Origin of the sequence: Amycolatopsis camponoti (assembly GCF_902497555.1) — a bacterium.
Taxonomy (GTDB): Bacteria; Actinomycetota; Actinomycetes; order Mycobacteriales; family Pseudonocardiaceae; genus Amycolatopsis; species Amycolatopsis camponoti.
This window is the reverse complement of sequence record NZ_CABVGP010000002.1, coordinates 2,498,184-2,509,582: the sequence shown is the minus strand read 5'-3', so window position 1 is coordinate 2,509,582 and position 11,399 is coordinate 2,498,184. Positions and strand designations below refer to the sequence as shown.

Below are 11,399 nucleotides of genomic sequence, written 5' to 3'. Positions count from 1 at the left end.
GGCGGTCACGCGGCCTTTTCCACTGTGGCGGTGAAATCGCCGGCGTGGGAAGCGATGGCCGACATGTCTCCGTCGATGTGACCGATGCGGGCGATGCCGTTCCAGTAGGGCACGTCCGCGTAGTAGAGAACGAGATTGTTCCAGGGCGCGTAGTAGCCGAGGTCGGCCGGCTGGGGATCGTCGCCTTCCGGCATCCCGTCCATCGGCAGCGGCTGGGGCAAGGGACTGGTCTTCTCTGCCCCGTTGTGGTCGGAAAACGAGAGGGTGAGCGGGAGCCGGTCGAGCAACGCCCGGCCGGTCGGGGTGTCGAACACTGTGACGGGGACGGTCTGCTCGCCGATTCTGATCCGGACCGCGGTTCCCTCCCGCGCCGCAGCTCCCGAACCGCTCGTCTTCGCGGGTGTTCCCGGCTGCTCACGCGCCCCAGGTTGTGGTTCGCTCGCACCGCATGCGGCCAGGAGGAGACCGGCCAGCACTGCGAAGGCGAAGGCGCCGAGACGTCGCGGCACAATCATGGTCGATGGGGCGGCGGATGCGGTCACACGATCACCTCGCCGACGGTGGTGCGGTAGACGCCGCGCCCGCGGTGGATCGTCCAGAGCCGGTCAGCCAGGGCATCCGGCGCATACAGCGGATCGCCGCCGCCGATCGCGCCGGGAATGACGAGCTGGGCAACGTGAACGCCCTCCGGTGCCAGCGCGTCGTGCAACATCGCGCCGTAAGCCGATTCCCCGGCGAACGCGGTGGAGGTGCCCGCGACCTTGCCGTTCGGTGTCACAGCACTGGAACCGTTCACGAGCAGAACCGTGCCCCGTCCCCGTTCGCGCATGCCGGGCAGAACCTGTGCCACCGCGGTCGCCACGCCGAGGATCGAGAACTCCGTTGCCGCGGCAAGTTCGTCCACTGTGGTGTCGAGCACCGAACGCAGGAACTCCTGCCGTGGCACCGGACTGTACTGCAGAACCTCGACGGGGCCGAGATCCGCTGCCGCCCGGCCGAGCACGTCCGCGAGCGTGGCCCGGTCCCGGACATCCGCCGCGTAGCCGCGGGCGGTGATCCCTTCCCGGGTCAGCTCGCCGGCGAGCCGGTCGACGTTCTCCTGAGCGCGGGAGACGAGCGCCACTGAGAACCCCTCGTGTCCGAACCGGCGCGCCGTGGCCTGGCCGAGTCCGGCGCCGGCTCCGACAACGGCGATGGTGGTCATGGTGGTCCTTCCTGTTCGGATCAACGAATCTCCTGACAGACAACCGAGTGTAGGCAGCCGGGCGAAAGACAAGGAGGCTCTCTGAGTACACCCCTCAGCGGGATGTCGTCCTCGCCCCTCCGGTCAGTTCGGAAGTTGACGAAGTCTCATATCATAGGATATTGTCGATCGGCAGTCGGGAGCTGTGCCCGCCGTCACAGTCGGCGCATCAGCCCTGTCGAGCCACCTCTGCCCCGGCCAGGCCGGCGGCTGATCTTGATCGCGACGCTCCACCCGCGTCGAGACGGAACGGCTACCTCGTAACACATCGTCGTGTCCCCAGGTCCCGGACACCTACTCGAAGGCAGCAGCACGCATGACCGATCAACGTCGATCCCACCGGTGCGAAGTTTCCATCTTCGGCCCGGCTGACCTCTGAGGAGATCTCGTGTCCGACCACTCCCAGCCCACACGAGTCTCGACCACGACAGCCGGTCGCGAAGACCCCAGAACGTTCATCCTCCGGCTGACCGTGATCGCCAGCCTCGGCGGTCTCCTCTTCGGCCTGGACACCGGGGTGATCGCAGGAGCGCTGGTATACCTGCGCGAAGACTTCCATTTGACGGCCGTCACCGAGGGCCTGGTCGTCACCTCACTGCTGTTCCCGGGCGCGACGTCCGGCGCACTTCTGGGCGGGCCCATCGCAGACCGGGCGGGAAGGAAGAAGTCGCTGGTGATAGCCGGCGTCATCTTCGTCATCAGCACGATCGCGTGCGCCCTGGCACCCAACGTCTTGATCCTGGTTGTGGCTCGGATCGCGCTCGGTTACGCCGTCGGCGTCGCCTCCGTTGTCGTTCCGCTGTACCTCGCCGAGATGGCGCCGGCTTCGCAGCGCGGTCGTATCGTCACGATGAACCAGCTCATGCTGACCACCGGACTGTTCCTGGCTTTCGTCTTCAACGCGATACTCGCCAACATGGTCAGCGGTCACGACGTATGGCGCTACATGATCGGGGTCGCAGTCATTCCCGCTGTAGTGCTTCTCTTCGGCATGCTCTCCCTGCCGGACACCCCCCGTTGGTACGCAAGCAAGCAGATGTGGCCGGACGTGCGGCGCACGCTGGAGCGGGCGCACCTCGCCGACCGGGTCGAGGGCGAATACCAGCAGATCACCGCCATCGTCGAAGCCGACGCGATCGAGGGCAAGATCTCCGTCTTCGCCACCCTGCGCAATGCACCCTGGATGAAGCGCTTGATCCTGATCGGGATCGTCCTGGCCATCGCGCAGCAGACCACCGGCATCAACGTGGTCATGTACTACGCGCCGACCGTCCTGGAGAACTCCGGCCTCACCCGATCGGCGTCATTGCTCGCCTCGGTCACCGTCGGAATCGTCATGATCGTCTTCACCGTGGTGGGCATGTGGGTTCTCGGCGTCACAGGACGCCGCAAGATGATGTTGCTCGGTTTCACTGGTGTCGCCGCTTCACACCTCGGACTCCTCATCACCTATCTGCTCCCCGACTCGAACCTGCGTTCGTACCTGATCCTGCTGTTCATGCTGCTGGTGACGACATTCATGGTGACCTTCCTGGGAACCACCGGGTTCCTGGTGCTCTCGGAACTGTTCCCGTTGCCGATCCGCGGATTCGCCATGGGCGCCTCGCTCTGCGGCCTGTGGTGCGCGAATTCTCTCATCTCCTTCCTCTTCCCGATTCTCGCTCAGCGTTTCGGCTCGGTTCCGGTGTTCGCCGGCTTCATGGCGCTCAACGTGCTGGCCGCTCTGTTCGCGTTTCGGTACATTCCGGAAACGAAGGGGCGCACCCTGGAAGAGCTCGAGATCGAGATGCGCGACAGCCAGGGCGGCAAGCTTCTTCACCACTCCTGAGACACCACCCACCAACGAAAGTGAAACTTGACCATGACTGAACGCAGGTTTGCCGGAAAGGTCGCGATCGTGACCGGCGCCGGCAGCGGCATCGGGCGGGCCACCGCGACCGCATTCGCCACCGAAGGCGCCAGCGTGACCTTGGCCGACATCGACACCGCCGCCAACGAAGAGACCTCTCGGCTCGTCGCCGAGTTCGGCGGCCAGGTACTCACCGTCAAGTGCGACGTGACCTCGGCCAGTGACATCCAGGCCGCTGTCGTAGAAACGGTCAACCATTTCGGTCGCCTCGATGTCGCGTTCAACAATGCCGGTATCGAACAACCGCCGGCACCTCTCGTCGACATCACCGAGGAGGACTGGTCACGCCTGATCGACATCGACCTGCGTAGCGCGTTCTTGTCGATGAAGTACGAGATCCCGGCCATGCTCGAGCACGGCGGCGGGTCCATCGTCAACACTTCGTCCGGTGCCGGCGTGACCGGGATCCGGGGGCAGGCCGCGTACGTCGCCGCCAAGCACGGCCTCATCGGCCTCACGAAGTCCGCGGCCTTGGATTATGCCGCGCAGGGGATCAGGGTCAATGCGATCTGTCCGGGCATCATCGAAACGCCGATGATGGGCAGGTTTTCCGGCGGCACCCCGGAAGGACGGGCCCGGGTGATCAGTCAGGAGCCCGTCGGGAGGATGGGCAGGCCCGAGGAGATCGCGTCTGCGGTGCTGTGGCTGTGTTCCGACCTCGGCGGGTTCGCGACCGGGCACGCGATGGTCGTCGACGGCGGCCAGACCGTCGGAATCTGGAACTGACGACGGCGCCGTGGGCCTGGCGCCGCCCTTTCGGCCGGCACCAGGCCCGCGGCCCGGCTCTCATTGTCAGCGGCCGCCACGTTCGCTACGTGTGAGCGGAAAAGAGGTGTAGACGAACGACGCCGGCCTCGATTGCGTGTTCCGAAGATCATGCTTGCTGTCTCGCAGCACGATCGAGTCCCCGACGCTCAGGGTGACCTCGCCACGCTCCAGAATGACGTCCAGTTCATCGGTGAGCATCGCGATGACATGCAGGGACGGGTCCGTGTGCAGGTCCGGCTCCAGGACTGCGGAGCCGGTTGCCGCCGGCACCGTGAGAATGCGGACGACCGCGCCCTCGGTCGGCGCGGCCGGCCCCAGTGTCCACTCGGACTCCTACAGGTCTTCGCGCTTGGCCGGGATATCTCGTTGCTGCCACAGTTCCTGTAGCAGGATCCCGTTGGGAAGCCGGGTGCGGGGAAGGTTCCGTTCGTCGGCGACGACCGTGGACGACGCAGCCTCGTCGTCCCCGACGATTACGCGGCGCGCCGTGGGCGGCAGATCGCGGGTCTCGTGCTCCATACGCCTTCCTTGATCCGCCGAACTGAAGTCGACAAGTGGCGCGTCAGCGAAGCACGCTGACGTGAACAGCCGAGACCACGCAGGGTTCGTGCGCACGATTCCGCCAGGCGTGCTTGGTGCCGCGCTGAACGATCGTGTCGCCCTGCCTCATCGTCGTCTCGCCGGTGTCGAGCAGAACGCACGCTTCGCCGGATATCACGGTGACGATGTCGATCGTGTCCGTCGTGTGCATACCCGGGGCATCCGTCGGATCAACGGCGTCACCGGCACCCGACTCGGCCAGGATTCGCGCGTAGCCGCCCTCGTAGTCCCATTCGCTGTCCGGAGCGAAGGCCGTGATCACGTAGTTGTAGCCGGCCGGCGGCGGCGGGATGACCGAGGCGCCACCGGGGCCGTTCGCCGCCATGACCGGGGTCGGCACTTCCGTCGCCTGCCACAGGTGGTTGCGGGTATAACCGTCAGCGACGAGACGATCGGTCGTCGGCCCATCGCTCACGAAAGCGGACTTGCCGTCGGCATCCAGTCCGGTGACGATCAGGCGCGATTGAAATTCGCGATGTTCTCCGGCCATGCTTGATTCACGCTCAAGCGCTTCGAATACCGGCGCGTTGTCCACATAGATGCGCTGGTCGACGAACTGCTCGTCGACGATGGTGATCTTGGAAGCCGCGTTGATCTCGATCACCGCGCCGCCGCGGAGCGTCCACCGTCCAACGGACTCGAAGAAGACGACCCCGCCCTCTTCTTCCCAGGCGTTCACGAGGTCGTGTTCCAGCGATACGACTCGGTCGAGCATGCCCTTGAAAGCCGCGACGATGTTGTCTCGCCCGTCGATCTCCGGGCTGTTCCCGAATTTCAGGGTCATGTTTTCCGCGTAGTATGACCCGAAATCCTGGGAATCGTTGGTCGCCATGGCCGCGTAATACCGGGTCAGCAGTCCGACCTTGTCAGCAGCAGCACGCATGGCGACCAGCCCTTCGACGTAGAGGGAAATCCGTATATTTCACTGACAAGCATGTTCAAAATATCCTGTATTATGAGACTTTGTCAATGTCGTTGCCGCGGTTCGTGCTCTGACGTCAGCGGGCCACGTAGCCGCCGTCGACCGGCAGAGCCACGCCGACGACGAAACCAGCGCCGGGGCTGCACAGCCAAAGGACGGCTTGCGCGATCTCCTCCGCGGTGCCGAGCCGGCCGATGGGCTGATTGGCCTCGGCCTCGGCGCGGTCGAGTTCACCCTTGGCGATCATGTCGCTGACCATGAGGGTGTCGATGGTGCCGGGGCAGATCGCGTTGATCCGGATACCGCGCGGGGCGTACTCCAGGGCGGCACTCCCGGTCAGGCCGATCACCCCGTGCTTGGACGCGTGGTAGGACGCCCGGCCCGGGATGCCGACGAGGCCACCCAGCGAGGAGCAGTTGACGATGGCTCCGCTGCCCTGCGCCCGCATGTGCCGCAGCTCGTGCTTCATACAGGCCCAGATGCCACGCAGATTGACCGCGTTGACGCGGTCGAACCGCTCGGCGGGCTCGTCGGCGGCGTCGCTCGGCGGGATCTGGATACCGGCGTTGTTGTAGGCCAGGTCGAGCCGTCCGAAAGTCTCGACGGTCCGATCGACCGCGGCGGCGACCTGCTGTTCGTCAGCGACGTCGCACCTGAGCGCCAAGACCCGGTGCCCCGCGGCGGTCAGCTCCTTCGCCACCGTGTCGAGCGCGGCCGCATCGACGTCGGTGACCGTGACCGCCGCGCCGGACTCGGCGAAGGCACGGGCGGTGGCCAAGCCCATGCCTGAGGCGGCGCCGGTGACGAAGGCGACCTGGCCGGTGAAATCGTAAACAGGGTTCATGTTCGTCTTCCTCGAGTTCAAGGGGCGGTTCGATGGTGCCTCGCTTCGGCAGTGCCTACGACGCAATCAGTGACGGAGACGAGCCGAAAGGTTCTCTCGAAAGGTGTACCGACAGAGGACCCTTCGCGCGGGCTGCCGGACTTAGGGTGGCGGGGTGGACAATCGTCAGGAAATACGCGAGTTCCTCGTCTCGCGGCGGGCCAAGATCACCCCGGCGCAGGCCGGGCTCCCCACCGGGAGCAAACGCCGGGTGCCGGGACTGCGCCGCAGCGAGGTCGCCGCGCTGGCCGATGTGAGCGTCGAGTACTACGCCAAGCTGGAGCGCGGAAACCTCGCCGGCGTCTCGGCTTCCGTGCTGGACGCGGTGGCCCGGGCGCTCCGGCTCGACGACGCGGAACGGGCCCACCTGCTGGCCCTTGCCCACGCGGCGGACGGCACGACCGCGATCCTGCGGCGGCGGCCGAAGAGCGCGCAACGGACTCCGCACCGCAGTCTGCAGTGGGTCCTCGACGCGGTCACCGGAGGACCCGCGTTCGTCCGCAATGGACGGATGGATCTGCTGGCCGCGAACGGCCTGGCGCGAGCCTTCTACTCCGAGATCTACGCGAGCCCGCAGCAGCCACCGAACTTCGCCCGGTTCCAGTTCCTCGACCCGGCCTCGCACCGGTTCTACCCGGACTGGGGGTTCTTCGCCGACGTCTGCGTCGCGATCCTGCACACCGAGGCCGGCCGCAATCCACACGACAAGGGCCTGCACGACCTGGTGGGCGAGCTGTCGACCCGCAGCGACGAGTTCCGCACGCGCTGGGGCGCGCACAACGTCCGTCACCACGGCACCGGCTCGAAGACCTTCCACCACCCGGTCGTCGGCAACCTCACCCTGGCCTACGAAGGTCTCGAACTGGCCGCGGAACCCGGCCTCACTCTCACGATCTACACCGCCGAGCCGGGCTCGCCGTCGGACGAAGCGTTGCGCCTGCTCAGCTCGTGGACGGCTACGCGAGAAGCCGAGCGATCGGCTCAGCCCTCGGCGCCGCGTGGGGAAGCTTCCCAGGACGCGAGGAGCGCCAGCGCTTCCGCGGACGGTGAACCGGGTTCCGCGGTGTAGACCACCAGTGTGAGCCCAGGTTCAGCCGCCATCGCCATCGTCTCCCACGTCAGCGTGAGATCTCCCACGATCGGGTGACGAAAGTGTTTTTCGCCGGCGCCGTGGCGCCGGACGTTGTGCGCGCCCCACCGGCCGCGGAACTCGTCACTGCGCGTGGACAGTTCCCCGACCAGGTCGTGCAGGCCCTTGTCGTGCGGGTTGCGGCCGGCCTCGGTGCGCAGGACGTCCACGGTCATGTCCGCGGCCAGGTCCCAGTCTGCGTAGAACCGGCGGGCGGCGGCGGCGAGGAACTGGAAGCGGGCCACATTCGGCGTTGAGCCCCCGGCGTACATGTCGCGGTAGAACGCACGGGCGAGCTGGTTCTCGGCCAGCACGTCCAGCCGGCCGTTGTTGACGAAAGCGGCCCCGGCGGTGATCGCGTCGAGTGTCCACTGCAGACTCCGGTGCGGCATCCACTGCCTGCCGGGTCGCCGCCGGGGCCGGGCGAGCACGTCGGCGCCCTCGGCGGCCTGGGCCAGGTGCAGCAAGTGAGCGCGTTCGGCCTCGTCGAGGAGAAGCGCACGGGCGACGGCTTCGAGGACCGCGGGCGAGGCACCGCCGAGGTTTCCGCGTTCGAGCTTGGCGTAGTACTCCACGCTGACATCGGCCAGCGCGGCGACCTCGCTGCGGCGCAACCCGGGCACGCGGCGCCGGGTGCCACCCGGCAGCCCGGCCTGTTCCGGGGTGATCTTGGCCCGCCGGGAGACGAGGAATTCCCGGACTTCGTCACGATTGTCCACGGAGCGAACGTACGCGCCACCACGACACGATGGGATGTACTGCCGGTACACCCCACGTCAGTGACTCGCTGCCCGCGCGAAAAGGCGCTTGTCTGAGAGGGCAGGGGCCTTCGGCCCATCACCGCCACTCGAGGAGTCATCCATGCGCGGAGCTGTCATCCACGCTCCCGGCGACGTCCGGTTCGAACAGCTCGACGACCCGAAGATCGAGCAGCCGACCGACGCGATCATCCGCACCGCCGTCACCTGCGTGTGCGGCTCGGACCTGTGGCCCTACCGCGGCGTCGAGCCGATCGGTGACCCGCACCCGATGGGCCACGAGTACGTCGGCGTCGTCGAAGAGGTCGGCAGCCAGGTGACCGCGGTCAAGCCCGGCCAGTTCGTGGTCGGCTCGTTCGCCACCTCGGACAACACCTGCGCGAACTGCCGCAACGGCTGGCAGTCCTCCTGCCTGCACCGCGAGTTCATGAGCACGTGCCAGGCCGACCTCGTCCGCATCCCGAACGCCCAGGGCACCCTCGTGGCCACCCCCGAGCACCCGGACGACGCGTTCCTGCCGAGCCTGCTGGCCGTGTCCGACGTCATGGGCACCGGCTGGTACGCCGCCGTCGCCGCCGAGGTGAAGCCCGGCGCCACCGCCGTCGTGGTCGGCGACGGCGCGGTCGGGCTGTGCGGCGTCATCGCGGCCAAGGAGCTCGGCGCCGAGCGGATCATCGCCATGAGCCGCCACGAATCCCGCCAGAAGCTCGCCACGCAGTTCGGTGCCACCGACATCGTCACCGAACGCGGCGACGACGGCGTCGCCCGGATCAAGGACCTCACCGACGGCATCGGCGCCGACGCCGTCCTGGAATGCGTCGGCACGGCCGAGTCCATGCGGCAGGCGCTGCACGCGGCCCGGCCCGGCGGCAACGTGGGGTTCGTCGGCGTCCCGCACGACGTGCAGATCGCCGGCGAAGAGCTGTTCTTCTCCCACGTCGGCCTGCGCGGCGGCCCGGCGCCCGTGCGCCGCTTCCTGCCCGACCTGATCGACCGGGTCCTCGCTGGGCACATCGACCCCGGCCCGGTCTTCGACCTCACCCTGCCCCTGGACCAGGTCGCCGAAGGCTACCGGGCCATGGACGAGCGGCGCGCCATCAAGGCCCTGCTGACCCCCTGACCGAAGACGGAGGACGACCGGTCCCGGCCGCAGCGACGGCGGTGCGGCCGGCCCGGTCCGGCCTCCATTCCCCCGTGAGGAGAGATCTTCCATGCACACCGGGACCACTCCCGGCCGCCTTCCTGCCGTCGTCTGGGTGCTCGCCGCCGGGACGTTCCTGATGGGAACCACCGAGTTCGTCGTCGCCGGTCTGCTGCCCGAGCTGGCCGCGGACCTCGACGTCAGCGTCTCGCAGGCCGGCCTGCTGATCACCGCCTTCGCACTGGGCATGATCGTCGGCTCGCCCACCATGGCCCTGGCCACCCTGCGGCTGCCGCAGCGCCGGACCCTCGTCCTGGCGCTGGCCGTGTTCAGCCTCGGGCACGTCGTCGCCGCGCTCAGCGGCTCCCTCGTGATCGTCCTCGCCGCCCGCGTCGTCACCGCCCTGGCCACCGGCGCGTTCTGGTCCGTCGGCTTCGTCGTCGCCACCGCCGCGGCCGGTCCGCGGGACTCGACGCGGGCCATCGGCGTCATGATGGGCGGCCTGACCCTGGCCAACGTCATCGGCGTGCCGCTCGGCTCCCTGGCCGGCCAGCTCACCGGCTGGCGCGGCCCGTTCTGGGCCCTGGCCGTGCTTTCCGCGCTCGCCGCGGCCGTCATCGGGCGGTTCATCCCCGCTCGCGAGCAGCACGCCCAGGTGTCCGTCCGAGCCGAGATCCGGGCTCTGCGCCAGGGCCGGCTGTGGCTGGCGCTGGCCGCCGCGATGCTGATCATGGGCGGTGTCCTGGCCGCCTACACCTACCTCACCCCGCTGCTGACCGGCCGCGCCGGCATCCCGGCCGGCGTCGTCCCGCTCGCCCTCATCGCCTTCGGCGCCGGTGCCCTCGGCGGCACGGCGGCCGCCGGCCGGCTGGGCGACCGGCGGCCGCTGACGACCACCATCACCGCGGCCGCGGCCACCGCCGTCGTGCTGTTCCTGATGATCCCGCTGTCCACGAGCCCTGTCGCGGCCGTCGTCCTCGTCTTCCTGATGGCCCTGACCGGATTCAGCGTCAACCCGGTCGTCACCGCGCTCGCCGTCCGCTACGCCGGCGACGCGCCGACCCTGACGTCCGCGTTGAGCACGTCGGCCTTCAACACCGGCATCGCGGCCGGGACAGCCATCGCGGGCTCGGCGCTGGACTCGCTCGGGGTGACCGGACCGTCCCTGGTCGGAGCGGTCATCGCCGCCCTCACCCTGTTGCCCCTCACCGTCCTCGCGGCCCGATCGCGCGCCACGAAACCGGCGGCCCTCGACCACGAGAAGCACGAGAAGCACAAGAAGGAGGAGGTCGCCGTACCGTGTTGACCGAGCCGGCCGGGCAAGATACCGGCAATTCGCCCGCTTTACCAGGCACTGCCCGTACACCTCTTGTCAGAGACTCCTCCACCTCGCGGGCACCTGGTTGGGTCGACGCCATGTCCCCCGAATCTCCCTTGCCGGCCGGTGGCACCGAGGCGGAGTCGCCCACGGCCCACTCCCGGCGGACGTTCATCGCGGCGTCGGCGGTCGGTGGCGCCGTCGCCGTGGCCGGACCGGCGTTACTGGGCGCCGCGCCCGCGGCCGCCGCGGGCGCGGGCGCGTCGAGCAGCCAAGTTTCCTTGACCGTCAACGGAACCCGGTACACCGTCACCGTGGACAACCGGACCTCGCTGCTGGACCTGCTGCGCGAGCACTTCGGCTTGACCGGCACGAAGAAGGGCTGCGACGCGGGCGCGTGTGGCGCCTGCACGGTCCTCGTCGACGACCGGCGGGTCAACGGCTGCCTGACGCTGGCGGTGCGGCTGGACGGCGCGCGGGTCACCACCATCGAAGGTCTGTCACCCGGCGACAACAGGCCACTGCACCCGTTGCAGCAGGCGTTCGTCGACCAGGACGCGTTCCAGTGCGGGTACTGCACGCCCGGGCAGATCATGTCCGGCGTTGGCTGCCTCAAGGAGGGACACACCGGATCGCCGGAAGAGATCCGGGAGTGGATGAGCGGGAACATCTGCCGCTGCGGCTGTTACGTGAAGATCGTCAAAGCCATCCAGCAAGCGAAGGGCTGA

The 11,399-nt window shown here is 68.1% G+C and carries 13 protein-coding genes; 6 read left to right on the top strand and 7 right to left on the bottom strand.

Translation table 11 applies throughout. The annotated features are described in order from the left end of the window. Positions 1 to 5: 5 nt before the first annotated feature. Both AA23TX_RS32145 and AA23TX_RS32140 read right to left on the bottom strand, forming a co-directional pair. On the bottom strand, positions 6 to 542 hold the full coding sequence (locus AA23TX_RS32145) for a cyclophilin-like fold protein (protein WP_155546499.1): 537 nt from the start codon (positions 540 to 542) through the stop codon (positions 6 to 8). Then, positions 539 to 1,204, bottom strand: a complete 666-nt coding sequence (locus AA23TX_RS32140) for an SDR family NAD(P)-dependent oxidoreductase (RefSeq protein ID WP_155546498.1) — start codon at positions 1,202 to 1,204, stop codon at positions 539 to 541. Before AA23TX_RS32140 ends, AA23TX_RS32145 begins: the two co-directional genes overlap by 4 nt. A 427-nt stretch (positions 1,205 to 1,631) precedes the next feature. On the opposite strand from AA23TX_RS32140, the gene AA23TX_RS32135 reads away from it, so the two are divergent. Together AA23TX_RS32135 and AA23TX_RS32130 are read left to right on the top strand one after the other, a co-directional pair. Further along, on the top strand, positions 1,632 to 3,071 hold the full coding sequence (locus AA23TX_RS32135) for a sugar porter family MFS transporter (RefSeq protein ID WP_155546497.1): 1,440 nt from the start codon (positions 1,632 to 1,634) through the stop codon (positions 3,069 to 3,071). A 33-nt stretch (positions 3,072 to 3,104) separates the two neighbouring features. After that, a complete protein-coding gene (locus tag AA23TX_RS32130) occupies positions 3,105 to 3,878 on the top strand; it encodes a glucose 1-dehydrogenase (protein ID WP_155546496.1) in 774 nt (257 codons plus the stop codon). Positions 3,879 to 3,944: 66 nt separating this feature from the next. Here AA23TX_RS32130 and AA23TX_RS32125 read toward each other — a convergent pair whose 3' ends face one another. The 4 genes from AA23TX_RS32125 to AA23TX_RS32110 all read right to left on the bottom strand — a co-directional run bounded on the left by AA23TX_RS32125 (position 3,945) and on the right by AA23TX_RS32110 (position 6,286). Then, positions 3,945 to 4,190 carry a hypothetical protein gene (locus AA23TX_RS32125; protein ID WP_155546495.1) on the bottom strand — a complete coding sequence of 82 codons (246 nt, stop codon included), beginning with the start codon at positions 4,188 to 4,190 and terminating at the stop codon, positions 3,945 to 3,947. A 63-nt stretch (positions 4,191 to 4,253) separates the two neighbouring features. Then, on the bottom strand, positions 4,254 to 4,439 hold the full coding sequence (locus AA23TX_RS32120; RefSeq protein ID WP_155546494.1) for a hypothetical protein: 186 nt from the start codon (positions 4,437 to 4,439) through the stop codon (positions 4,254 to 4,256). A 43-nt stretch (positions 4,440 to 4,482) separates the two neighbouring features. Next, complete coding sequence (locus AA23TX_RS32115; RefSeq protein WP_155546493.1) at positions 4,483 to 5,403, bottom strand: nuclear transport factor 2 family protein; 921 nt, start codon at positions 5,401 to 5,403, stop codon at positions 4,483 to 4,485. Between the two features lie 115 nt (positions 5,404 to 5,518). Beyond that, complete coding sequence (locus tag AA23TX_RS32110) at positions 5,519 to 6,286, bottom strand: SDR family NAD(P)-dependent oxidoreductase (protein WP_155546492.1); 768 nt, start codon at positions 6,284 to 6,286, stop codon at positions 5,519 to 5,521. Between the two features lie 154 nt (positions 6,287 to 6,440). On the opposite strand from AA23TX_RS32110, the gene AA23TX_RS32105 reads away from it, so the two are divergent. Then, positions 6,441 to 7,394 (top strand): helix-turn-helix domain-containing protein, encoded by a 954-nt coding sequence (locus AA23TX_RS32105; protein WP_155546491.1) that lies wholly within the window; start codon positions 6,441 to 6,443, stop codon positions 7,392 to 7,394. On the opposite strand, the gene AA23TX_RS32100 is transcribed toward AA23TX_RS32105, so the two are convergent. Continuing rightward, entirely contained in the window at positions 7,307 to 8,173 is an 867-nt protein-coding gene (locus AA23TX_RS32100; RefSeq protein ID WP_155546490.1) for a helix-turn-helix transcriptional regulator, read from the bottom strand. The genes AA23TX_RS32105 and AA23TX_RS32100 overlap by 88 nt on opposite strands. Positions 8,174 to 8,315: 142 nt before the next feature. Between AA23TX_RS32100 and AA23TX_RS32095 the strand changes: the two genes are divergently transcribed. From AA23TX_RS32095 to AA23TX_RS32085, 3 genes are all read left to right on the top strand, one after another. Then, positions 8,316 to 9,332 carry a zinc-dependent alcohol dehydrogenase family protein gene (locus AA23TX_RS32095; RefSeq protein ID WP_155546489.1) on the top strand — a complete coding sequence of 339 codons (1,017 nt, stop codon included), beginning with the start codon at positions 8,316 to 8,318 and terminating at the stop codon, positions 9,330 to 9,332. Positions 9,333 to 9,423: 91 nt separating this feature from the next. Continuing rightward, positions 9,424 to 10,659, top strand: coding sequence for an MFS transporter (locus AA23TX_RS32090; RefSeq protein WP_196425614.1), 1,236 nt, complete (start codon positions 9,424 to 9,426; stop codon positions 10,657 to 10,659). A gap of 110 nt (positions 10,660 to 10,769) precedes the next feature. Beyond that, on the top strand, positions 10,770 to 11,399 hold the full coding sequence (locus AA23TX_RS32085; RefSeq protein WP_155546488.1) for a (2Fe-2S)-binding protein: 630 nt from the start codon (positions 10,770 to 10,772) through the stop codon (positions 11,397 to 11,399).